21 protein-coding genes are annotated in these 21,524 nt (G+C 67.1%); 8 read left to right on the top strand and 13 right to left on the bottom strand.

Going from position 1 to position 21,524, the window contains the following annotated elements; translation table 11 throughout:
- Positions 1 to 6 precede the first annotated feature (6 nt).
- The 3 genes from ACOYR4_RS00290 to leuA all read right to left on the bottom strand — a co-directional run bounded on the left by ACOYR4_RS00290 (position 7) and on the right by leuA (position 3,619).
- Positions 7 to 1,107 (bottom strand): 3-deoxy-7-phosphoheptulonate synthase, encoded by a 1,101-nt coding sequence (locus ACOYR4_RS00290; RefSeq protein WP_422848265.1) that lies wholly within the window; start codon positions 1,105 to 1,107, stop codon positions 7 to 9.
- A gap of 186 nt (positions 1,108 to 1,293) precedes the next feature.
- The gene (locus ACOYR4_RS00285) at positions 1,294 to 1,809 is read right to left on the bottom strand and encodes a C40 family peptidase (RefSeq protein WP_060986765.1); all 516 of its coding nucleotides are present in this window, start codon (positions 1,807 to 1,809) and stop codon (positions 1,294 to 1,296) included.
- 130 nt (positions 1,810 to 1,939) lie between these two features.
- Positions 1,940 to 3,619 carry a 2-isopropylmalate synthase gene (leuA, locus tag ACOYR4_RS00280; RefSeq protein ID WP_422848264.1) on the bottom strand — a complete coding sequence of 560 codons (1,680 nt, stop codon included), beginning with the start codon at positions 3,617 to 3,619 and terminating at the stop codon, positions 1,940 to 1,942.
- A 453-nt stretch (positions 3,620 to 4,072) separates the two neighbouring features.
- Between leuA and ACOYR4_RS00275 the strand changes: the two genes are divergently transcribed.
- A complete protein-coding gene (locus ACOYR4_RS00275) occupies positions 4,073 to 4,438 on the top strand; it encodes a YciI family protein (RefSeq protein WP_060986763.1) in 366 nt (121 codons plus the stop codon).
- Between the two features lies 1 nt (position 4,439).
- Here ACOYR4_RS00275 and ACOYR4_RS00270 read toward each other — a convergent pair whose 3' ends face one another.
- From ACOYR4_RS00270 to ACOYR4_RS00260, 3 genes are read right to left on the bottom strand one after another with little or no spacing between them, the layout of a single operon-like run.
- On the bottom strand, positions 4,440 to 6,353 hold the full coding sequence (locus tag ACOYR4_RS00270; protein WP_422848263.1) for a putative bifunctional diguanylate cyclase/phosphodiesterase: 1,914 nt from the start codon (positions 6,351 to 6,353) through the stop codon (positions 4,440 to 4,442).
- Complete coding sequence (locus ACOYR4_RS00265; protein WP_209816696.1) at positions 6,350 to 6,898, bottom strand: YfiR family protein; 549 nt, start codon at positions 6,896 to 6,898, stop codon at positions 6,350 to 6,352. The genes ACOYR4_RS00270 and ACOYR4_RS00265 overlap by 4 nt, the downstream gene beginning before the upstream one ends.
- A 3-nt stretch (positions 6,899 to 6,901) precedes the next feature.
- The gene (locus ACOYR4_RS00260) at positions 6,902 to 8,854 is read right to left on the bottom strand and encodes a TonB-dependent receptor plug domain-containing protein (RefSeq protein WP_310045863.1); all 1,953 of its coding nucleotides are present in this window, start codon (positions 8,852 to 8,854) and stop codon (positions 6,902 to 6,904) included.
- Between the two features lie 403 nt (positions 8,855 to 9,257).
- Between ACOYR4_RS00260 and ACOYR4_RS00255 the strand changes: the two genes are divergently transcribed.
- The 5 genes from ACOYR4_RS00255 (at position 9,258) to ACOYR4_RS00235 (ending at position 12,632) form a co-directional block, all read left to right on the top strand.
- Positions 9,258 to 9,674, top strand: a complete 417-nt coding sequence (locus ACOYR4_RS00255; protein WP_209816697.1) for a YciI family protein — start codon at positions 9,258 to 9,260, stop codon at positions 9,672 to 9,674.
- Positions 9,675 to 9,697: 23 nt separating this feature from the next.
- The gene (locus ACOYR4_RS00250; protein ID WP_422848262.1) at positions 9,698 to 10,234 is read left to right on the top strand and encodes an SRPBCC family protein; all 537 of its coding nucleotides are present in this window, start codon (positions 9,698 to 9,700) and stop codon (positions 10,232 to 10,234) included.
- Between the two features lie 75 nt (positions 10,235 to 10,309).
- On the top strand, positions 10,310 to 10,717 hold the full coding sequence (locus ACOYR4_RS00245) for a VOC family protein (protein WP_422848261.1): 408 nt from the start codon (positions 10,310 to 10,312) through the stop codon (positions 10,715 to 10,717).
- Between the two features lie 46 nt (positions 10,718 to 10,763).
- Entirely contained in the window at positions 10,764 to 12,056 is a 1,293-nt protein-coding gene (locus ACOYR4_RS00240) for an RNA polymerase sigma factor (RefSeq protein WP_422848260.1), read from the top strand.
- Positions 12,057 to 12,104: 48 nt separating this feature from the next.
- On the top strand, positions 12,105 to 12,632 hold the full coding sequence (locus tag ACOYR4_RS00235; RefSeq protein ID WP_209816700.1) for a GFA family protein: 528 nt from the start codon (positions 12,105 to 12,107) through the stop codon (positions 12,630 to 12,632).
- 22 nt (positions 12,633 to 12,654) lie between these two features.
- Here ACOYR4_RS00235 and ACOYR4_RS00230 read toward each other — a convergent pair whose 3' ends face one another.
- The 4 genes from ACOYR4_RS00230 to ACOYR4_RS00215 all read right to left on the bottom strand — a co-directional run bounded on the left by ACOYR4_RS00230 (position 12,655) and on the right by ACOYR4_RS00215 (position 14,969).
- A complete protein-coding gene (locus ACOYR4_RS00230; protein ID WP_422848259.1) occupies positions 12,655 to 13,152 on the bottom strand; it encodes a ribonuclease HI family protein in 498 nt (165 codons plus the stop codon).
- Positions 13,149 to 13,412 carry a DUF3297 family protein gene (locus tag ACOYR4_RS00225; protein WP_056742544.1) on the bottom strand — a complete coding sequence of 88 codons (264 nt, stop codon included), beginning with the start codon at positions 13,410 to 13,412 and terminating at the stop codon, positions 13,149 to 13,151. The genes ACOYR4_RS00230 and ACOYR4_RS00225 overlap by 4 nt, the downstream gene beginning before the upstream one ends.
- A 78-nt stretch (positions 13,413 to 13,490) precedes the next feature.
- Positions 13,491 to 14,072 (bottom strand): NnrU family protein, encoded by a 582-nt coding sequence (locus ACOYR4_RS00220; RefSeq protein WP_422849701.1) that lies wholly within the window; start codon positions 14,070 to 14,072, stop codon positions 13,491 to 13,493.
- A 285-nt stretch (positions 14,073 to 14,357) separates the two neighbouring features.
- Positions 14,358 to 14,969 (bottom strand): 3'-5' exonuclease, encoded by a 612-nt coding sequence (locus ACOYR4_RS00215; RefSeq protein ID WP_209816701.1) that lies wholly within the window; start codon positions 14,967 to 14,969, stop codon positions 14,358 to 14,360.
- A 144-nt stretch (positions 14,970 to 15,113) separates the two neighbouring features.
- Here ACOYR4_RS00215 and ACOYR4_RS00210 point away from each other — a divergent pair, with 144 nt between their 5' ends.
- On the top strand, positions 15,114 to 16,523 hold the full coding sequence (locus ACOYR4_RS00210) for a serine hydrolase domain-containing protein (RefSeq protein ID WP_209816702.1): 1,410 nt from the start codon (positions 15,114 to 15,116) through the stop codon (positions 16,521 to 16,523).
- 156 nt (positions 16,524 to 16,679) lie between these two features.
- Here the strand turns inward: ACOYR4_RS00210 and ACOYR4_RS00205 are convergent, their stop codons facing one another.
- From ACOYR4_RS00205 to dinG, 3 genes are all read right to left on the bottom strand, one after another.
- Positions 16,680 to 17,183 (bottom strand): pyridoxamine 5'-phosphate oxidase family protein, encoded by a 504-nt coding sequence (locus tag ACOYR4_RS00205; RefSeq protein ID WP_015011857.1) that lies wholly within the window; start codon positions 17,181 to 17,183, stop codon positions 16,680 to 16,682.
- A gap of 161 nt (positions 17,184 to 17,344) precedes the next feature.
- A complete protein-coding gene (locus ACOYR4_RS00200) occupies positions 17,345 to 17,701 on the bottom strand; it encodes a zinc ribbon domain-containing protein YjdM (protein WP_110960632.1) in 357 nt (118 codons plus the stop codon).
- A 62-nt stretch (positions 17,702 to 17,763) separates the two neighbouring features.
- On the bottom strand, positions 17,764 to 19,926 hold the full coding sequence (gene dinG / locus ACOYR4_RS00195) for an ATP-dependent DNA helicase DinG (RefSeq protein ID WP_422848258.1): 2,163 nt from the start codon (positions 19,924 to 19,926) through the stop codon (positions 17,764 to 17,766).
- Between the two features lie 189 nt (positions 19,927 to 20,115).
- Between dinG and ACOYR4_RS00190 the strand changes: the two genes are divergently transcribed.
- Entirely contained in the window at positions 20,116 to 21,471 is a 1,356-nt protein-coding gene (locus ACOYR4_RS00190; RefSeq protein ID WP_422848257.1) for a hypothetical protein, read from the top strand.
- Positions 21,472 to 21,524: the final 53 nt, after the last annotated feature.

Raw genomic sequence — 21,524 nt, 5'->3', positions numbered from 1 at the left:
TGCCCGTCAGGCTTTCTGGCGCCGTGCCCGCACGGCCGCCGCCAGCCCTTCGAGCACTGGCACGGTCTGCGCCATGCTGATGCAGGCATCGGTCACCGACACGCCTTGCGCCAGCGGCTGACCGGGCACGATGTCCTGGCGGCCTTCCTGCAGGTGGCTCTCGATCATCAGGCCGGTGATGCGTGCGTCGCCTGCGGCAATCTGCTGCGCCACTTCTGCCGCCACGGTGATCTGGCGCTGGTGCTGCTTGCTGCTGTTGGCATGGCTCACGTCGATCATCACCTGCTCGCGCAGGCCGGCGGCCTTGAGCACAGCGCAGGTCGCATCCACATCGGCAGCGCTGTAGTTGGGCTGCTTGCCACCGCGCAGGATCACGTGGCAGTCCTGGTTACCGCGCGTTTCAAAAATCGCGGCCTGGCCCATCTTGGTCATGCCCATGAAGGCGTGCGCGGCGCTGGCCGCCAGGATGGCGTCACTCGCCACCTTCACGCCGCCGTCGGTACCGTTTTTGAAACCCACGGGGCAACTCAACCCGCTGGCCAGCTGGCGGTGGCTCTGGCTCTCGGTGGTGCGCGCGCCGATGGCGCCCCAGCTCACCAGGTCACTGATGAACTGCGGCGAGAGCAGGTCCAAAAATTCGGTGCCCACCGGCAGTCCCAGCGCCAGCACATCCAGCAGCAGCGCACGCGCCATCTCCAGCCCTTCGTTGATGGCAAAGCTGCCATCGAGGTGCGGATCGTTGATGTAGCCCTTCCAGCCCACGGTGGTGCGCGGCTTTTCAAAATACACCCGCATCACGATGAGCAGGTCGTTCTGCAGCGCGTCCGCCTGCTGCTTGAGCTGGCGCGCGTAGTCCATGGCCTGGCCATGGTCGTGGATGGAGCAAGGCCCCACCACGACGACCAGCCGGTCGTCCTGCCCATGCAAGATGCGCGAAATGGTGGCACGGCTGGATTCGACCAGGGTCAGCGCCGCATCGGGCGTGGGCAGCCATTCCTGCAGCAGCGCTGGTGTGATCAGCGGCCGCACAGCCTTGATGCGCGTGTCATCAATGCGGGTGGTGTCGTGGGTGGAGATGGGGGTGGCGGAGCGGTGTGCGTGGGTCATGGTGGTCCCGATTGTCGCGGAGCCCGGTCACAGGCCGAATTGGGCCACCTGCCAGATACCGGCGCGGCCCAGGCCAGAGACGCAGAGCAAGGGCCGCCCCGCAGCGAGTGCGTCGTCCCCCTGCCCGCAGCGCGCAGCGGTGCGAGAGGGGGGAAGCGGCGTAGCCGCTCAGGGGGGTGTCCGAATTCAAGGTCTGCGGAACGCCGCATTCTGCCGCGCCCAGTGGCGCGACTGCAGGTGGTCCATGCGCACCGTGCCGCCCGTGGACGGCGCATGCACAAACCGCCCTTCGCCCACATAGATGCCCGCATGGCTGGGCTGGCGGCCCGTGCCAAACACCACCAGGTCGCCCGCGCGCAGCTCGCTGCCGTCGATGGGATAGCCCCAGGTATTGAGCTGCGCCACCGTGCGCGGCGGTGGTGTGCCCACCTGGTTGCGGTACACGTAGCCGATCAGCCCGCTGCAATCAAAACCCGAGTCTGGCGTGTTGCCGCCGTAGCGGTACGGCGTGCCCACCAGGCCCAGCGCGTGGATGGCGATGTCGTGCGCCTGCTCGGGGGTGAGCGGTGGCGTGGTGCGGGAAGGGGCCGAGGCCGATGGAGGGAAAGAAGGTGACGGAGGCCGCGACGTGCCGCAACCGGCCAGCACCAGCAGGGCGGCGGTGCAGGCGGCAGCAAGGCCCAGGGGGTGAAAAGCACGCATGGACCGAAGGGTAACGGATGGGGCGGCGCGCAGCGCCCTACCCCACCAGCCGCCAGGGGATATTGGCCCAAAGTGCCGCCAGCGCTTGTCCATCAAGCGCCAGCAGCTATCGTTTTGATATGGCTGTCGCTTACGCCACGACCACGGCTTGGGGCGCCGTGCGCCGTGCCATCAGCCGGTTGGCCACGCTCACGATGGCATTCACCGAGGCGGTCACGATGTTGTGGCTGGCGCCTGCGCCAAAGGTGGAGCCCGCCACGCCGTCCATGGCCGCTTCCACAATCGCCAGCGCCTGGGCGTTGGCGCCCGTGCCGGTGGCGCGTTCTTCGTAGTGATCCACCCGCAGTGGCAGGCCGAGTGCGTCCACCGTCGCGGCAATCGGCCCGTTGCCCTGGCCGCGCAGTGTCTGCCGGGTGCTGTCGATGGTCACGTCCAACTCGATGCCCTGGCCGTCTTCATCGATGCTGTGGCTGTGACAGGTGATGGCGGCCTGTGCTGGGGCCTGCAGATAAGTGCCCTGGAAAAGTGCCCACAGCGCATCGCCCGTCATCTCGCCTTCGCTTGCGTCAGTCTGGCGCTGCACCACGGCGCTGAACTCCACCTGCATGCGGCGGGGCATCACCACGCCGTGTTCGCGCTCCAGCAAGAAGGCAATGCCGCCCTTGCCCGATTGGCTGTTCACGCGGATCACGCTGTCGTAGGTACGGCCGAGGTCTGCCGGGTCGATGGGCAAGTACGGCACTTCCCACAAGGCGTTCGGGTCTTGCGCCGCAAAGCCCTTCTTGATCGCGTCCTGGTGCGAACCTGAGAACGCGGTGAACACCAGGTCGCCTGCGTAGGGGTGGCGTGGGTGCACGGGCAAGGCCGTGCATTCCTCGGCAATGCGCGCCACCGAGGTGATATCCGAGAAGTCGAGGTTGGGATGCACGCCCTGTGTGTACATGTTGAGCGCCAGGGTCACGATGTCCACATTGCCGCAGCGCTCGCCGTTGCCGAAGAGGCAGCCTTCCACGCGGTCGGCGCCGGCCATCATCGCGAGTTCTGCCGCCGCCACGCCCGTGCCCCGGTCGTTGTGCGGGTGCACCGACAGCACGATGTGCTCGCGGGGGCTGAGGTGCCGGTCCATCCACTCGATCTGGTCGGCAAACACGTTGGGTGTGGCGTTTTCCACCGTGGTCGGCAGGTTGATGATGATGGGGCGGCCAGGGCCGGCGTTCCACGCGGCAATCGCCGTTTGGCAGGCCTTGAGCGACACGCTGAGCTCGGTGGCGCTGAAGGTCTCGGGCGAGTACTGCAAGGTCCACTGCGTTTCGGGCTGCGCGTCGGTGAGCTGCTTGAGGTAGCCCACGTGGTGGCTGATGAGCTGCATCACCTGCGTCACGTTCATGCCGAACACGATGCGCCGCCACGCGGGCGCGGTGGCGTTGTAGAGATGCACGATGGCGCGGGGTGCGCCTTTCACCGCTTCCACCGTGCGGGCAATCAGGTCCTCGCGCGACTGGGTCATGACCATGATGGTCACGTCATTGGGGATCAGGTTCTCGTCGATGAGGCGGCGCACAAAGTCAAAGTCGATTTGCGATGCGGCCGGAAAGCCGACCTCGATCTCCTTGAAGCCGATGCGCACCAGCTCGTGAAAGAGCTTCATCTTGCGCTCGCCGTTCATGGGCTCGAACAAGGCCTGGTTGCCGTCGCGCAGGTCGGTGGAGAGCCACACGGGGGCGCGGGTGATGCTGCGGTTGGGCCATTGGCGGTCGGCGAGCGCAATGGGGGCGATGGGCTGGTACTTGGTGGCGGGCTTGGCAATCATGAGGGGCTCCACGAACGGTGTGTGCAGTGCGCCAACAAAGCAAGGCGCAGTGCACGGGTCAATCGGAATCGAAAGAAATCAAAACGAATGACATCCCCTGCAGCCCTTTGCGTATGCAAAGGCTGGTTCGCGGGCCGGGGTCAGGGGGAGATCAGGTGTTGCGCTGAGCGAATCAGGCAACGAGGGTGGCGAACGCAGGCAGACCCCGGCCAGGCACTAGACCTAGCGATAGGGTGGATAGGAGCATGCTGCGTTGCATAGGGGACGAAGATAGCACAGCCCTGCTGCAGCGCGCAACCCTCTGCATGAAATCTGCTGATGGCGCTGGTCGCACCTGCCCTATTAGCTATTGAAAATATAGCAAATGAGGCTGTTAGCATGGCGCCTTTGCAGTCCCCACCGATGGCGCAGTCCGTGCGGGTGGGCACGACCGGCCCCGATTCAGGAGACCCCATGCCTTACCTGTTGCTCATCATGGAACCCCACGGCCAGCGTGCCGAGCGGGGCCTGGCCGGTGGCCAGGAGGCCTATGCCCGCATGCAGCGTTTTGGGGAGGGTCTGCAGGCCCGCGGCCTGTTGCGCGCCAGCGAGTCACTGGCCTCGACCGAGCAGGCCGTACGGCTGCAGGTGCGCGATGGGCAGACCCGCCTGACCGACGGGCCGTTTGCCGAGACCAAGGAAATGGTGGGCGGCTTCTTTCTCATCGACTGCGCCACGCGCGAAGAAGCCCTTGCCATCGCCCGCGAATGCCCAGCCGCCGAGTGGGCTACGGTAGAGGTGCGCGAGCTGGCGCCCTGCTACCACGGCGCTGTGGACTGAATCAAGCCGATGCACTCGCCTGCAGCGCCAGAAACTGCGGCGCAGGCATGGGGCGTGCAAACACATAGCCCTGCAGCACATCGCAGCCTTGCCGCACCAGGTAGTCGGCCTGCTCCTGCGTTTCCACGCCCTCGGCGGTCACCTGCAGACCCAGGCTGTGTGCCAGTGCGACGATGGCTGTGACGATGGCGCGGCTGTGCTCCTGCCCTGGCAAATCTTTGACAAAGCTGCGGTCGATCTTCAAGCGCCGCATGGGCAACTGGCGCAGGTACGCAAGTGATGAGTAGCCGGTGCCGAAGTCATCGATGGCCAGGTGAATACCCAACTGGCTCAACCGGTGCAGCGTGTGGGCGCCGGCCTCCATGTTTTCCATCAGCACGGTTTCGGTCAGCTCGATTTCCAGCAGGTGCGCGGGCAGGCCCTCTTCGCGCAGGATGTCCATCACGCGTTCCAGAAACTGTGGGTCACCCAGCTGCCGTGCCGAGATGTTCACGGCCACGCGCAGGGGCGGGCCCCCTTTCCACTGCGCGGCGTCGCGGCAGGCGGTGCGCATCACCCAGTAGCCCAGCGGGGCAATGAGTCCGCAGTCCTCGGCCACCGACACGGCTTCGAGCGGCGACACGGACCCCAGCTCCGCGTGCGTCCACCGCAGCAGCGCCTCCGCGCCCACCATTGATTGGTCATTGGCGGCGAACACGGGCTGGTAGTGCAGTGCCAAACCGGTGCCCTGCTCCAGCTCGGCTCGCAGCGCCTGCTCAATGGCCTGGCGCCGCACCACCGCCAGGTTCATCGACGCATCAAACCGCACGCAGCGGTTCTTGCCCATCTCCTTGGCGCGGTACATGGCGGTGTCGGCATTACTCACCAGCGCGTCCATGTCCATCGCATCGTCCGGAAACGTGGCAATGCCTGCGCTGCAGGTCACATTCACCTGCTGGCCGACCTCGGTGTAAGCGGCCTGGAAAACGCTGACGATGCGTTGTGCGTATTTCTCCAGCGCTGCATCATCCATGTCCAGCCGCAGGATCAGCGCAAATTCGTCGCCGCCCAGGCGCGAGATGGTGTCGGTGCTGCGCACCACAGATTGCAGGCGTCGGGCCACCTGGCGCAGCAGCCCGTCTCCCGCCGCATGGCCGAAGGTGTCGTTGACTGTTTTGAAGTTGTCCAGGTCGATGTACACCAGCGCCACCCGGTAGCCTGCGCCACGTGCGCCCTGCAGCTCGGCGGCCAGCTTCTCGTTGAATGCATGCCGGTTGCCCATGCCGGTGACCGCGTCGGTGTGGGCCAGCTCATGCAGGCGGTTTTCTGCATCTCGCACTGCTGCGCGGCTGCGCAGCACCATGGCGGTGGCCATGGCCATCACGCAGATGGCGATCAGCAAGGCAGTGCCAAACCGGATACCCAGGCGCATGTACAAGGCCGCCATCGATTTGCGGATGTACAGCGTGCCCCAGGTGTTGCCAGACGCCTCGATGGGCCTGGCGATCTCCAGCATGTGCCAGCCTGCGCGCTCTGCGGCGCCATCCAAGCCCGTGGCACGCAGCGTGGTGGGAAAGTCCGGGTCGCGGTCGCGCGCGTAGTGGGCGAACAGCACGCCATCCTTGTCGTACACCGTGGCGCTGATCACCATGGACGATGACCGCAGCGCGCCCAGCATTTCGTTGGCGGTGCTGGTGTCGCGGAACACCACGGCCGCCGAGATGTTGTCGGCCACGATGGCAGCTTCCACCCGGCTGTCTTGCAGCATGGACGCGCGGGTGCTCCAGTAGTCCACGCCGGTGAGCGCCAGCACCACGGTCAGTAGCGCCATGCCTGCGGCAAGGATGCCGGTGACTACCAGGCGCGATGACAGCAGGCGATGTGTCGCCGGGCTTGCGGGCGCTGCGGTGCCGGCTTCAGAGGGGCGTGTTTTCACCGGCCTCCCCTGGCCAGCCGCAGCAGCCGTGAGCTGATGACGAGGCCGGCCTTGTTGGCGGCGTCGGGGCTGATGCCGAACACCACACGTCCTTCCTGCTGGGCCAGGGCGATGACGATTTCGGGATTCACAAAGGTGATTTCGTCCGACACCGTGAGGATGCCGTGGGATGGAGGCAGGGTCCGCAGCAGCCGCAGAACAGGTTCCACTTCCGCGTTGTGGACGATGAGCACGCGGCAGCCACGAATCGCCGGCAGATCCAGCAAGCGCACGCGGACGGTGCGGCCCTTGGTGGCCTGTTTGCCATCAAGGGCTGTCAAGGCGCGCTTGAGCGGGCTGAACGCAGATACACACACCGTGACGTCATTGCCGGGCGCACCATCGCTGTCGGGCCAGTCGATGAACTGGATGAAGTTGAAGATATAGGCGGCCTTGAGGTCCAGGTCGGCCACGGGCTCATTGGCATGCGCTGCACTGGTGCCCAACCCGCACACCCACCACAGGCAGATCGCCAGCAGTGCATGCCATCGCTGGGTGTTGGCCATGGCTCAGAACGCGTAGGTCAGCTTGACGCGATACGTGCGCCCGTCCTGCCGGAGCGCGTCTTCCCGCACCTCAAACGAAGCGGGGTCGGAATATCGGCGGTTGAACAAGTTGTACACCCCCAGCGATACATCCACGTCCGCGATCCGTGTGGAATAGGTCACGTGGGTCAGTACATGCCCGGGCAGGCGGGCGTTGAGCACAGTGTTGCGCGGGCCGATGCCGATGGCCTCGATGGCGTAGCGGCCCGGGTTCCAGCCCCAGCCCGCAGGCGCGTGCAGCACGTCGGACCATTGCAGCTTGAGCAGGTGCCGGGGCGAGTTGGTCAGCGCTGCGTCCGTTGACGGGTCCCGCGCCTTTTGCCATCCGTAGGCCACACGCAGGCGCCGCCCGCCCGCCCAGCGTTGTTCGGCCTCGGCCTCCAGGCCATGCACTTTGACAGTGCGGGTGTTGTTGAACGTGAGGCGGTCTGAGTGGCCCAGGCTGTCCAGCGAGATCAGGTCGCTCACCCCCGACCGGAACGCCGTCAGCAGCAGGCGCGTGGCCCCGGTCGGTGCATGCTCCACGGCCAGTTCGGTGGTGCGCACACGCTCGGACCGGATGTTGGTGGTATCCACCACACCGCCGGGCAGGTTCACGCGGTAGTCGCGCTCGTAGGCATTGGCCGGGCGGTAGGCGGTGCCGTGCAGCAGCTTGACGGCGGTGGCAGCGTCCCACCAGTACACCAGCCCCAAGCGGGGGTGCAAGGCGCCCGCGCTGCCCGACTGCTGTCCCCAGCGCAGGCCGGTGTGCAGCGTGAGGTTGGGGCGCAGCGCAAACTCATCCTGCAGATAGACCCCCAGCACATTGCCGTTGCGGCGTGTGTCGAGGTACTGCGCCGGTGGGTCCAGGTCGTCATTGCGCTGTGCGATGCGGGTATCGCGCCGGTAGTCCAGCCCCCAGGACAGCTTGTGCTGCGCGAAGGCCGTGCTCACCCACTGCCACTCTGTGCCCCACCACTGGCCGGTGCCGACGTCGCGGTTCACCGTCACGGGCGGGTAGTCGTACACGTAGTCGCCCACGTACTGGTAGCGCCCTGCATGCAGGCGCGCAGTGAAGGCCAGCGTGGGCTGCCATTGCGCGGTGTATTCGGCAGCCATGCGCGTGCTGGTGTCGATGTACCGCGAGCGCGGGTCGTTGAAAACCTGCGAAAAAGCTGCCGTCGGGATGCCCTTGGTGCGCTCGCCATGGGCCAGTGTCAGCGTCAGCCCATCGCGCCGCATGCGGGCGAACAGCTGGGTGCTGCGGTCATAGTCCAGGCCGTGCGCCACGCCCTGGTGGCTGGCGGGCGCATCGAACGCGGGGTAGTACTGGTCGGCCCCGCGTGCGGTGGAGCGTGTGGCTGCGATCAGCCAGTCGCTTCCCTGTGCATCGGTAGCGCCGACAGAGAAGCGCAGCTTGGCGTAGCCATGGCTGCCGGCCTCGGTGCTCACCTGGGGCCCACCCAGCTGGCGACCATCGCGGGTGATGACGTTGATCACGCCAAAAAAAGCATTGGCCCCATACACCGCCGACCCCGGGCCCGGTACAAACTCCACCCGTTCCACCAGGTCCAGGTCGATGGGAAAGTCCGTGCCGATGCTTGCCTGGTCATAGACGTTGTCGTTGAAGCGCACACCGTTGACCAGCAGCAGCACCCGCGTGTTGTAGTCGCCTGGCGTGGCAAAACCCCGTGTGCCCAGGTAGTGGTAGCTGCGGTCGTAGGACACATACAGCCCGCGCATGCTGGCCAGCACGTCGGCCAGTGTGCGGTAGCCAAACAGCTGGATGTCATCGGCGGTCACCACGCTCACGGCCGCCGGGGCCTCCAGGGCCGTCTGCTCATAGCGGCTGGCCGTGGTGACCTGCATCTGCATGAGTTGCTCCAGCGGCAGGTCGGCCATGGCAGCGATGTCGGACTGCGCGTGGGCTGCCGCCATGCCAGCGCACAGCCCCAAGACCACCCCTGGGCGGTACGGCCGTCGTCGACCGGTCGATCCTCGTTTCATGGCAAAGGCACTGCGTGGGGCTGGCGGTGGTCCCCCTTGGGGACTCCGCTGGCAGGGGGCAAGGGAAGGTGAAGTCTCAGGATCGATGAATCAATCTTTACAAATTGTATCGACCAGGGGTTGCAAAACCCAGTGCGGGCGCTCAGTAGTCTCCCTATGGCGGCCCCTCACCCGCCCCGCGCGCCCACCGCCCGGGATAGGTGTTAACCCTTGTTTTACATGGGCTTGCCCATCGGGATGTCGATTTCGGGCGCTCCCATTCGTCGTCACAGTGAAGCACCTGGCAAGGACCGTTGGCGCTTCCGAATTTTTTAACTACCCCGAGGAGAACCCCATGCGCTTCATGATCATCATCCAGGCCACCGCTGAATCCGAACAAGGCTGCATGCCGACCGCAGCCCTGATGACGGCGATGGCCCGCTACCACGAAGAACTGGCACGCGCCGGCGTGCTGCTGGACGCCAGTGGCCTGCAGCCCTCCGCCAAGGGCTGGCGCGTGGGCTATGCCGCCAGCGGCACGCGCACCGTCACCGACGGCCCGTTCACCGAGACCAAGGAGCTGATCGCGGGCTACACACTCATCCAGGTGCGCAGCCGCGACGAGGCGCTGGAATGGACCCGCCGCTTTCCCAATCCACGCGGCGAGGGCCTGGAGGCCGAGATCGAGGTGCGACAGCTGTACGAAATGGAAGACTTTGCCGGCGTGGATGGCGTCGAGCAGTTCCGCGACCTCGAAACCCTGCGCGGCTGATGCCTGGCCTGAAGGACACCCACATGGTCAAGACCATCGCCCTCGTGCTGCTGGCCGCCCTGGCGCTGCTGCTGGCGTTTGCCGCTACCCGCCCCGACACCTTTCGCGTAGAGCGCAGCCGCGTGATTTCCGCATCACCTGAACGGGTGTACGGGCTCGTCAACGATCTGCGCCAGTTCAACACCTGGAACCCGTATGAACGCAAGGACCCGGCCATCCAGGGCCAGTACAGCGCCGCCACCAGCGGCCCCGGCGCTCGCTACGCCTGGCAGAGCGACAAGGTGGGCGTGGGCAGCATGGAGATCGTCGAGGCCACCGCGCCCCGCCGCGTGGGCATGAAGCTCGACTTTGTGAAGCCCTTTGAAGCGCACAACCAGGTGGAATTCACCCTGCAGCCCGAAGGCGCAGAGGCCACCCGCGTCACCTGGGCCATGCAGGGCCCCGTGCCCTACCTGGCCAAGATCGCCCACCTGGTGTTCAACATGGACCGCATGGTGGGGCAGGACTTTGAGGAGGGCTTGGCCAACCTGCAGGCTGTGGCGCAAAAGCCCGCAACGTGAATGCCGTCCACCGCCCCTCCACCTTTGCCAAACCCTCCGTTTCCCATTACCGTCCTCATCCTTCAGGAGTCCGTCATGCACCAACAGATTTTTGTGAACCTGCCCATCGAGAACATGGCCCGCTCGCAGGCGTTTTTCCGCGCGCTGGGCTACGAGTTCAACCCCCAGTTCACCAACGACCAGGGCGCCTGCCTGGTGGTGGGCGAGAACCTCTTGGTGATGCTGCTGGTCAAGAGCTTTTATCAAACCTTCACCGACAAAACGATTGCCGACGCACGCACCACGTCGGAGGTGCTGGTGTGCTTCTCGTGCAGCAGTCGCGAAGAGGTTGATGCGCTGGTGGACAAGGCCGTGGCTGCAGGCGGCACCACACCCCGCCCGGCGCAAGACCTGGGCTTCATGTACTCGCGCAGCTTTGACGACCTGGACGGCCACACCTGGGAGTTTGTGCACATGGTGGATGCCAGCAAGGCGCTGGGCTGAGAACCTGTGAATGAATGCGCCGGATTCATTCACACCTCTTGATCGCGTGAAACCTTCTGCACTGCCCGACCGCGATGCCCTGCACCGCAGCATCGACTCGGTGTGGCGCATCGAGGCCGCGCGCATCATTGCCTGCGTGGCGCGCATGACCCGCGATGTGGGCCGGGCCGAGGAGCTGGCGCAAGACGCCCTGGTGGCCGCGCTGGAGCATTGGCCCCAAGACGGCCTGCCTGCCAACCCGGCCGCCTGGCTCATGACCACCGCCAAGCGCCGCGCCATCGACCACCTGCGCCAGCAGGCCCTGCACCAGCGCGAGCACGAGGCCCTGGGCCACGACCTCGAAGCGCTCGAAGCCCAGTACGCGCCCGATGTGGTGGACACCCTCATGCACGCCGAGCAGGACGACATTGGCGACGACCTGCTGCGCCTCATCTTCACCGCCTGCCACCCCGTGCTGCCCACCGAGGCGCGTGTGGCCCTCACCTTGCGGCTGCTGGGGGGGCTCACCACGGCTGAGATCGCACGCGCCTTTCTGGTGCCCGAGCCCACCGTGGCCCAGCGCATCGTGCGTGCCAAGCGCAGCCTCACCGCCGCGCAGGTGCCGTTTGAAGTGCCCGGCGCGGCCGAGCGCGCGCCGCGCCTGGCCTCGGTGCTGGAGGTGATCTACCTCATCTTCAACGAAGGCTATGCCGCCACCGCGGGCGACGATTGGATGCGCCCCGCGCTGTGTGGCGAAGCCCAGCGCCTGGTGCGGGTGCTGGCCAGCCTGGCGCCCGACGAGCCCGAAGTGCAAGGCCTGGTGGCGCTGCTCGAAATCCAGGCCTCGCGCCTGCCCGCGCGCACCGATGCACAAGGCCAGCCCGTGCTGCTCATGGACCAGGACCGCGCGCGCTGGGACCACCTCCTGGTGCGCCGGGGTCTGGCCGCGCTGGACAAGGCCGAGCAGTTGGCACGCGCTGGCAAGCCCTGGGGACCCTACGCCCTGCAGGGCGCCATTGCCGCCTGCCACGCACGCGCCCGGCAGGCGCAAGACACGGACTGGCCCCACATCGTGGCGCTGTACGACGCACTGCTGCAGGTGGCGCCCTCGCCCGTCGTAGCGCTCAACCGCGCCGTGGCCGTGGGCATGGCCGAGGGGCCGGAGGCCGCGCTGGCGCTGGTCGATGCCCTGGCCAGCGACCCCCTGCTGCGTCACTACCACTGGCTGCCCAGCGTGCGCGGGGACCTGCTGGCGAAGCTGGGCCGAGGAGATGAAGCGCGGGCCGAGTTCGAGCGCGCAGCCAGCCTCACCCGCAACGCGCAGGAAAAGGCGCTGCTGCTGGCCCGCGCCTGCGGCTGAAGGCCGGTGTTGCGCGCACCCTCACCCCGCTGCAAGGACACCCCCCTCATGCCCCACCCTGCCCCTGAATACCCGCTGGAAGGCGGCTGCACCTGTCGCCATGTGCGCTACCGCCTGCTCACGCCCCCGCTGTTTGTGCACTGCTGCCACTGCCGCTGGTGCCAGCGCGAAAGCGGCGCGGCCTTTGCGCTGAACGCGATGATCGAGGCCGACCGCGTGGAATTGCTCGCAGGCACCCCGGCGATGGTGCACACCCCGTCAGAAAGCGGCCTGGGCCAGCAGATTGCACGTTGCCCACACTGCCAGGTGGCGGTCTGGAGCCACTACGCAGGCGCGGGGCCCGTCATGGCGTTTGTGCGCGTGGGCACGCTGGATGTGCCGGACCACCTGCCGCCCGACATCCACATCTTCACGGCCTCCAAACAGCCCTGGGTGGTGCTGCCGCCGGGGATACCCGCCGTGGCGGAATATTACGAACGCGAGGGGTTGTGGCCTGCGCAAAGCATTGCCCGTCGCCAGGCGGTGCTGCCGCGCATCCAGGCCTACCGTGCGGCTGCAGGGCTTGACCCGGCCTGACGGCCTGTGCCGGGCGGGCGGCTCAGCGCCGGCGGCGCTTTTTGATGGTCTGGCTTTGCGGCGTGGCGGCCTTGGGTGCCAGCCCCAGGGCGGCGCGGGCCAGCGTATCGGCCGCGCCATTGCGGTGGCGGGGAATCCACAGGACGCGGGCTTGCGGGAACCGTCGCAGTGCCTTGCGTGCTTCGCCAAACAGCGTCGCCAGCCGCGTGATCGGTGCCGTGGGATGGCTGCCCAACTGCTCCACCAGCACGCTGTTGTCGCTGAACACGTGCACTTGGGTTGATGTGGCAATGCCCTGCTGCGCCAGCCACTGCAGCGCCAACATCAGCGCGCGCAACTCGGCCTCGTTGTTGCAGCCGGTGAAGGTGGTGGCTTCGGAGATCTGGTGCTGCACGGTGCCGTCGGGGCCCGTCAGCACCGCGCCCAGGCCCATGCGCCCGGGGTTGGGCCAGGCACTGCCATCGCAGTGGATCACCCAGGCACCGAGGGCGAGCGGATCAGCCGCCCGTGCAGCGGTCACTTGTAGAACGCTTCGACCGTGCCCTTGATCTTGATGAGCAGCGGCTGGCCCTTGCGGTCCACCGTCTTGCCGGCGGGCACCTTCACCCAGCCTTCGCTGATGCAGTATTCCTCCACATCAAAACGCTCCTTGCCGTTCAGGCGGATGCCGATGTCGTGCTCGAACACGGCGGCCACATGGTGCGGGCTGCGGGGGTTGACCGACAGGTGGTCGGGCAGGGGCGGCTGGGCGGGGGTGTTGGGGGTGGTGGCTTCGGTCATAGAGGTCTCAGCGAGAAAGGAAAAAACGCAAAGCGCGGATTCTCCGGCATTTGCGTTGCGGGTCGTCCCGGCGTTCGATCATCGCCCCAGCGGCGCCACGCCGATCAGCCACGCATGGCCCCAGAACGCAAAGCCCACCCAGGCCACGGCGCCCACCACCACAGCCGCCGCCGTGCCTGTAGCGCTGCCCGCCGCGTACACGGTGCCCTGCGCCCGGTCGCGCTGGCGCGCGGCGCGAAAGCTCAGCACGGCCCACAGCAAGAAGCTGCCAAACAGCAGCACATCGGCCAGGTTGCCGTTGGACAGCAGATGCGCCAGCGCCCACACCTTCACGCCCAGCACCATGGGGTGGTGCAGCCGGGCCTTGATGGCATTGCGCGGCACATAGGTGGCGGCCAGCAGCACAAAGGCGATCAGCGTCAGCAGCGCTGCGGCGTGCCGCATGCCGATGGGAGGCAACCAAAGCACCACGGGCTGCTGCCGCGCCAGGCCATAGCCCCAGACGATGAGCGCCAGGCCCACGGCCGACACCAGCGAATACAGCCCTTTCCACGGCATCTCCCCCATGCGTGCCAGCGTTTGCGTGCGCCAGCCATCGGCCACGATGCGCACCGAGTGCACGCCCAGAAACAGCACCAGTCCCAGTACCAGATACCCCATGGCCAAGCCTTTCATGTTGTCGTCGTGAACAGGTTATGAGGACGAAGGCGGGGCTGCGCCATCAGTGGCAAAGCGCCGTCGTGCAAGTCCTGATTGATTATCGGCAGAGCAGGCCATTGCAACCGCCGAGGAGGGACTTGCGCGGCCCCTGCGGACGCATGCTCTGGAGAACGGTCGTCAGCCCTGGATTCAAGTCAAAAGTGCCGCAAGCGCTAGTGAATCATGCGCTGGCAGCTATCAATTCAATAGTAAATGTGTGGTGGCATCCCCAGCGGGCAGGTCGGATCAGGCGCCCGCATGCTGCGCCAGCAGCGCCCCCACCTTGGGCTTGGCGCAGCGCTGCAGCGTTTGCAGCAGCGTGTAGCTGGGCTCGGCCACGCGCCAGCGTGTGCGCAGGTCGTGCTGCATGCGCGCGAGCAGCGCGGCGGCCATCTCGGCGTCCGCCAGCGCCCGGTGGGCCTGGCCCGTGCGCGGCAGGCCGTGGTAGTCCACCAGCGTGCCCAGTTTATGGCTGGGCGCCTCGGGGTACAGGCGCCGCGACAGCAGCACTGTGCACGCAAACGGCTGTGGCGCGGGCAGCCCCGCCAGGGCCAGCTCGGCCTGCCAGAACTTGCTGTCGAACGACGCGTTGTGCGCCACCATGGGCGCATCGCCCACGAAGCGCGCGGCGTCCTGCATCACCTGCGCCGCGTCGGGTGCGGCATTGACCATCGCGTTGGTGATGCCGGTGAGCTGGGTGATGAAGGACGGAATCCACACCCCAGTTTTCATCAGGCTCTGGAACCGGTCCACCACCTGGCCCCGCTCCAGCAGCACGATGGCCACCTCGGTCGCACGCGCGCCCTGGCCGGGCGAGACGCCGGTGGTTTCAAAGTCGATGACGGCGATGGGGGACATGGGCCTGCGTGCGAAAAGGAAGGATTGTGCCGCCGCCCCGCAGGCCATGCTGTGCGCCCAGGGTGTCTGTGTGTCACCGTGCCTGTCTAGTGCGTGGCCTACACTGCCCCACTCCTTTTTTGGATGCATGGAGCCGAGCACGCCATGAAGAAAAACGCCACCTCACCGGCCTGGCTGCGCGCCGCGCTGGACTACCTCCCGCAATGGCTGGACTTGCAACTGGAGCGCTATCGTCAGCCCGGGTGTTCCGTGGCCATTGCGCGCGGCGGTGAGATCGTGGCAGAGCTGGCGCTGGGGGTGGCCGACATGCGCACCCACCAACCCCTCACGCCCCGGCACCGCCTGCGCATTGCCTCGCACTCCAAGACCTTCACGGCAGCGGGCGTCATGCTGCTGCGCGAGCAGGGCCAGGTCGGGCTGGACGACCCCATTGGCCGCTATGTCGATGGCCTGCACAAGGACCTGGCCCGTGCGCGCATTGGCGAGCTGCTGTCGCACAGCGCGGGCGTGACGCGCGACGGTCCCGACGCCGGCCAGTTTCTGGACCGGCGGCCGTTTCTCTCGCGCGCCGAGCTGCTGGCGGACCTGCGCGCTAAGCCGCCGCTGGAGGCGGGTGTGCAGCTCAAGTATTCCAACCACGGCTACGGGCTGCTGGGGCTGATGATGGAGCAGGTGACCGGCACGGGCTACGCGCGCTGGATGCAGCGCCACGTGATTGCCGCCGCAGGCCTGGAAGAGACCGCCCCCGACATGCCCCATCTGCCCCGGCGCGCGCCTTTGGCCGTGGGCCACAGCAGTGAGTTTCCGTTCGGCCAGCGGCTGATCGTGCCGGGCGACAACCCGTGCGATGCCATGGCCCCGGCGGCCGGGTTTGTGTCCACCGCGTCGGATGTGGCCCGCTTCTTTTCACAGCTGGCGCCGGACAGTCCGCACAGCATCCTCTCGCCCGCCAGCCGCCGCGAGATGGCGCAGCGCCGCTGGCGCGACCCCTGCAACCTGTTCGAGTCCCACTACGGCCTGGGCACCATGCTCAGCGCACCCGGACCGCGCGAATGGATGGGCCACACCGGCAGCCTGCAAGGGTTCTTGTCGCGCACGGCGCGCTACCCCGCGCTCGATTTGACGGTGACCGTGCTCACCAACGCGCAGGATGGTCTGTCCACCGAATGGGTGGAAGGCATTGCCAGCATCTTGTTTGCGTTCCAGCAGCATGGTGCGCCGGGCAAAAGGGAAGCCGCCTGGGCGGGGCGCTGGTGGAGCCTGTGGGGTGCCAGCGACCTGGTGCCCATGGGCAAGGTGGTGTGCCAGGTGGCGCCCGCCATGTTCGTGCCCTTCAACGCGGCCACCACCGAGCTGGCCGTCACCGGGCGCGACACCGGCGTGGTTCAGAAAGCCTCGGCCTACGCCAGCCCGGGCCAGCCAGTGCGCCGCGTGCGCGACGCCAGCGGCACGCCGACCGAGTTGTGGGTGGGCGGCACCCAGCTGTTGCCCAAGGACGCGATGCTGGCCGAGGCCACCCGGCGCTATCGCAAGGCGCGCAATGCGCCGCGATAACGCTGGTTGCGCCTTTCGGTCAATGGGGTGCTATTGATTGTGTAGCTGCAAGGGCATGATGCACTAGCGCTACGGGCCGATTTAGCTGATAAATCCTGTGCGGAAACCGGTGCGGGGGCGCGGCGTACCAGGTCCCACACTGTCGCTCCGCGCCGCTCAGGACAAGGTCAGTTCCTTGTGCTCGCCCAGGTGGCGCGGGGGCTCCCCGGTGATCGCAGCCTTGGCCATCTGGAACAGCTGCACCATCTTGCTTTCGTCCACGTTCCAGTACTCGGCATGGCGGATGCGCACTGCGAGCAGCGCCAGGTCCGGGTCGGACACACCGCCCGGGAACCAGGCCTTGGCCATGGGTGACCACAGGGCTTCCTTCAGCGCGCGGTCCTCCACAAACCGTGCCTGGCCGGACACGGACACATAGCTGTCTTCGTCCGGGTCGGCATACGACACGTTCACTTCGCCGTCGGTCAACAGGCGCTCGTACAGCTCGCCCGACTGCGAGATGAAAAAGTACAGCTCGGCCTGCTCATCCAGCTGCCGGTTCTGGGTGGTCAGCGGGTGCGCGTGCAGCATGCCCGTGGACGTGCGGTGCGTGAGCATGCCAAAGCGGATGTCCTTGATGAGCTTCCACAGGGTCTCGTGGGCGGGGGATTCAGTGTGCATGGGGCCTCCAGCAGGGGGTGGGGAGTTGAAGGGTCCGCGCCATTCGGGTGTTCGCGCGGCCATCCATGCACTCTAGGCACCCTCCCTGGGCCCTGGCGTCGGCGTGCAGCGCCGATGCCTGTGGGTGCTTGTCTGACACGGGGCGCTGCGCCCCGCGCCGATCAGGCCTTCTTGAGAAACTCTGACTTGAGCAGCATGCTGCCCAGATCCGTCTTGCAGTCCACGTTGTGGCCGTCGGCGCCATCGACCAGGCGGATGCTCTTGATCTTGGTGCCCTTTTTGAGGGTGGACGACGAGCCCTTGACCTTGAGGTCTTTCACCAAAATTACCGCATCGCCATCGGCCAGTGGGTTGCCATTCGCATCGCGCACGATGCCGTCGCCTGCATCGGCGTCGGCTTCTGCTGCATCGGCCACTTGCGGCCATTCAAACGCGCAGTCGGGGCACACGTAGTTGCTGCCATCGGGGTAGGTGTTCTCCAGGCCACATTGGGGGCAGGCAGGTACGGTGTGGGGCATGGGGGGCCTCTCTGGGGTTGTTGTAGTGGTTATGAAATCGAAGGGGGCAAAGTATCACCGCTTCACAGCGGTGCACGTTGCTCCAGCGCAAACGGCGGCAAGCCCTTCAGCAAGCGCTGCCCGTAGCTGGTGCGCGTCAGGCGTTTGTCGTAGCAGTACACATGCGCCATGTCTTCTTCGGTGCGGATGGCGCGGCCCACCCATTGCGCCAGGCGGATGGCCGTGGCGGGCACCACCAGTTCGCTGAAGGGGTCGCGGCCCACGGCGCGCAGCCACTCGGCGCGGGCCTCGCCCACCGGGTCGTCGGGCGGGGCAAAGGGCAGTTTGGTGATGAACACCGATTCGCACAGCCGCCCCGGCAAATCCAGCCCCTCGCCAAACGACTGCATGCCGAAGATGACCGAAGGCTCGCCGTTCTCCACCCGCTCGCGGTGGCGGCGCAGCAGCTGCGTGCGTGGCAGCGCGTTCTGCACCAGCACCACGCTGCGCATGGCGGTGGGCAATGCATCCACGGCCTGGCGCATCTGCTCGCGCGAGGTGAACAGCACCAGCGCGCCGTATTCCACGCGGGCAATGTCGTGCAGCAGTGCATCGACCATCTCGGTGGTGAACTGCGCGGCGTTCTTGGGGTCGGCGCGCGTCTCGGCCGCAATCAGCGTACCCTGCGCGGCGTAGTTGAAGGGGCTGGGCACTTCGAGCGTGGTGGTGGCCTCGTCGCCATGCAGGCCCGCCTCGCGCAGGAAGAAATCAAAGTGCCCGCAGCTGGTGAGCGTGGCCGATGTCAGCACCGCGCCGCGCACCGCGCTCCACAGGTGGTTGCGCAGCGTGGTGCCGGGCAGGATGGGGCTGGCGTGCGCCTTGACCACAATGAAGTCGCCATCCACCTCCAGCGTGAACCATTTGGCGGCGGGCACCGCCCCTCCGGGCGCATCCTGCAGCAGCAACTGGGCCGTGGCGTGCAGCTCTTCCAGGCGCGGGGCCAGCATGCCGATCTGCGCATACAGCGTGGAGAGGCGCTTGGCCTCATCGGGCTTGTCGCGCATCTCGGCGCGCAGGGCCTTGCTGATGGCGCGCAGCGCGTCGAGGAAGCCTTCGGCACTCGCGGCCAGCAGGCCCAGCGGCGCAATCAGCGGCTCGGGCAATTCGCCCCGGGGCACACGCACGCGCGCCGGGCCCCAAGCGCTGGGCTGGCTCTTGAGCTGGGCGCCGTACACATCCATCACGATGCGCGCCAGGTCTTGCAGCGTCTGCCGCAGCTGGGCCGAGTGCTTGGGGATGTCGGCAATCTCTTCAACCTCCAGCAGTGCGCCAATGCGCAGGCCCCGGCTGGACAGGCGCTCGATCCAGGTGATGCGCGACAGGTCCATGCTGCACGCGAATTGATCCAGTGCCGTGGCAGGCAGGTGGTGGGCTTCGTCCAGCACCAGCAGGCAGTTGTCCAGCTCGGGCAGCACGCGTGCGCCCAGCGACGACAGCAGCAGGTCGTGGTTGGCCACGATCACCTGCGCGCCCACCAGCTCCTTGCGCTTGTCGTAGTAGGTGCACTGGCTGAAGGCCGGGCAGTGCTTGCCGGTGCACGATGCGCCCTCAGCCGCCACGGGGCTCCACACCTCGGGCTCGGGCGGCGTATCCAGGCTGTCGCGGTCACCATCCCACGCGCCTTTGGCCAGCGTCTGCGCCATCGTGGAATAGAACTGGATGCGCGCCTCGGTCTCATGCCGGGGGCGCTTGGCGCGGGCGGCGGCTTCTTCTTCGGCAAACAGGTCGTCGTCGGCCTCTTCCTCGGCCTCACCCGTGCCCGCCAGGCGGTCGAGCTTGAGCTTGCACACATAGCGCCCACGCCCCTTGGCCAGCGCAAATTTGAAGGGCTGGGGCATCAGCGCGGCCAGCGCGGGCAGGTCTTTGTTGACCAGTTGCTCCTGCAGCGCCACCGTGGCGGTGGAGATCAGCACCCGCGTGCCCCGCGCCAGCGCCAGCGCAATGGCGGGTGCGCAATACGCCAGCGACTTGCCCACCCCCGTGCCCGCCTGAATGACGGCAATGGACCGCGTGGGCGCGGCCTCACCGCTTTCTTCATCCACCTTGCCCAGCGTGGCACTGCTGAACGTGCGCGCCACCTGCTGCGCCATCAGCCGCTGGCCTGCGCGGCTGCGAAACCCCTCGGTGGCCTGCACCACCGCATCGAAAGATTCAAGGGCCTGCGCGGCCCACACCTGTTGAGACATACAGTAGTGTCGCATGCTCCAGACGGCCTGGCCGCCGACCGCGCGATGCGGCCGAATTCTGGCCTTGTAGCAACCCCTTGGCCGCACAATCCGCGCACGAGGACACCATAAAAAGGGGATGCGATGCGAGGGAGAAGAGCGCAGGCTGCAGGCCTTGGCCTGCACGGGGCCAGGGTATGGCATCAAGCCTTGGCGCAATGGCTGGGCTGGGCGGCGCTGGTGATCTGCCTGGTGGTCGGCGGGGAAGCCGGGGCGCAGCCCAAAACGTTGCCAGCGGTGGCGCAGGCAGACAAAACCCAGGAGCGCCAGCGCTTGCTCGCGCAGCAAGTGCTTCCCACCGACCCGGCACGGTTTGCCTGGGGACGCGCGGCCGAGTCCGTGGGCCAGGGCGCGGATGCGATTTATCTGCGGCTGGCCTTGGCGGACGATTGGCTGCGGGCGCTGGAAGGTGCGCCGGCGCCCGCAGCGAGCAGCATCGAAGCCGCCATCGCCCATGGCCGGGAGCTGGATCCCTATTTTCTGGAGCGCCGTGCCCAGGCCGTGTGGACCAGCCTCCTGAAAGCCCAGCAGTTGCGGGTTGAGTGGGATCGCGATGGCCCCGAGGTGCCCCGCCCGCCTGAGCTGGATGCGCTGGGGGCTGAACTGATGCAGGAGGGGCCGGGCTTGTGGGTGCGGCGGGCGCAGGACGGGCGGCTTCGGGGGCTGTACCTGTGGGTGGGCGTGCGCAACATGCTGGCCGAACCCCTGCCCTTGCCGGAGTTCGCGCTACAGCTGGGCCGAACCGGCATGCAACCAGTGGCGCCGCGGATGCAATGCGCGCTGCCCCGCTACACCACGCGCCAACTGGTGCCGCCACAAAGCACCCAGCACTACCTGTGCAGTGCGGTCGAGGGGGGCTACGGACTGCCGCCGGCGGGCGTCAGCTGGCTGGCGCAGATGGGGCACTGGTTCAGCCAGGGGGCGGCGCTGCAGACCGTCATTCCCCAGCACGACCAGGCCCTGTCGCGCACCGCCCGCATCCTCGTGCAGGTGGACAACCCGGCGGTGGACAGCTTTCTGCGCGGCGCCCGTGAATCCACCGAGAAGCAGCAACAACTACAACAAGAACGGGCCCAGGCGGCGGTAGCGGCCAAGAAGGCCCGTGAAGCCACGCCAGCGCGCCGCTCTGGCGAGTCGCTGCCGCTCTGGCTCAAGCGGCTGGCGTTCCTGTGCGGGGTGCTGGGCGCATTGGCGCTGTATGGCCTGCTCGCGCACCACTTCAGCGTGGCGGTGGCGTCCGGGGTGCTGTGGTGGGGCCTAGCCATTCCGAGCGCGATCGTCCTGCACTCGATCTGGACCATGGGCGGGACCGACGGCTGGGGCAAGCTCGGCGCGATCATCATGTCCGGGGCCGCTATCACGGCGCCTTTTGCGGGCACGCTCGCCGCGTACACGGTCTACAAGCTGGTGGTGAGCCCAGAGGCGCGCCGCAAGGCGATCCTTTTCCTGCTCTGCGTGATCGTGGTGATCGTGCTCAATGCGCTGGAGCAGTGGTTGTACTGGTAACAGCAGGCTCCGCACGCCCGCAGCAGCGCAGGGCCTGGGCCTACAGCGCGGTA

The organism is Acidovorax sp. M14 (assembly GCF_049331375.1).
Lineage (GTDB): Bacteria > Pseudomonadota > Gammaproteobacteria > Burkholderiales > Burkholderiaceae_C > Acidovorax.
The sequence above is the reverse complement of the archived record's forward strand: the minus strand, read 5'-3'. Positions and strand labels throughout refer to the sequence as shown.

Bases quoted from the DNA above. Each gene is read 5' to 3' on its own strand.
- ACOYR4_RS00290 (WP_422848265.1), bottom strand. From the start codon at position 1,107: ATGACCCACGCACACCGCTCCGCCACCCCCATCTCCACCCACGACACC.
- ACOYR4_RS00285 (WP_060986765.1), bottom strand. From the start codon at position 1,809: ATGCGTGCTTTTCACCCCCTGGGCCTTGCTGCCGCCTGCACCGCCGCC.
- leuA (WP_422848264.1), bottom strand. From the start codon at position 3,619: ATGATTGCCAAGCCCGCCACCAAGTACCAGCCCATCGCCCCCATTGCG.
- ACOYR4_RS00275 (WP_060986763.1), top strand. From the start codon at position 4,073: ATGCCTTACCTGTTGCTCATCATGGAACCCCACGGCCAGCGTGCCGAG.
- ACOYR4_RS00265 (WP_209816696.1), bottom strand. From the start codon at position 6,898: ATGGCCAACACCCAGCGATGGCATGCACTGCTGGCGATCTGCCTGTGG.
- ACOYR4_RS00260 (WP_310045863.1), bottom strand. From the start codon at position 8,854: ATGGCGGCAGCCCACGCGCAGTCCGACATCGCTGCCATGGCCGACCTG.
- ACOYR4_RS00255 (WP_209816697.1), top strand. From the start codon at position 9,258: ATGCGCTTCATGATCATCATCCAGGCCACCGCTGAATCCGAACAAGGC.
- ACOYR4_RS00250 (WP_422848262.1), top strand. From the start codon at position 9,698: ATGGTCAAGACCATCGCCCTCGTGCTGCTGGCCGCCCTGGCGCTGCTG.
- ACOYR4_RS00245 (WP_422848261.1), top strand. From the start codon at position 10,310: ATGCACCAACAGATTTTTGTGAACCTGCCCATCGAGAACATGGCCCGC.
- ACOYR4_RS00235 (WP_209816700.1), top strand. From the start codon at position 12,105: ATGCCCCACCCTGCCCCTGAATACCCGCTGGAAGGCGGCTGCACCTGT.
- ACOYR4_RS00225 (WP_056742544.1), bottom strand. From the start codon at position 13,412: ATGACCGAAGCCACCACCCCCAACACCCCCGCCCAGCCGCCCCTGCCC.
- ACOYR4_RS00220 (WP_422849701.1), bottom strand. From the start codon at position 14,072: ATGGGGTATCTGGTACTGGGACTGGTGCTGTTTCTGGGCGTGCACTCG.
- ACOYR4_RS00215 (WP_209816701.1), bottom strand. From the start codon at position 14,969: ATGTCCCCCATCGCCGTCATCGACTTTGAAACCACCGGCGTCTCGCCC.
- ACOYR4_RS00210 (WP_209816702.1), top strand. From the start codon at position 15,114: ATGAAGAAAAACGCCACCTCACCGGCCTGGCTGCGCGCCGCGCTGGAC.
- ACOYR4_RS00205 (WP_015011857.1), bottom strand. From the start codon at position 17,183: ATGCACACTGAATCCCCCGCCCACGAGACCCTGTGGAAGCTCATCAAG.
- ACOYR4_RS00200 (WP_110960632.1), bottom strand. From the start codon at position 17,701: ATGCCCCACACCGTACCTGCCTGCCCCCAATGTGGCCTGGAGAACACC.
- dinG (WP_422848258.1), bottom strand. From the start codon at position 19,926: ATGTCTCAACAGGTGTGGGCCGCGCAGGCCCTTGAATCTTTCGATGCG.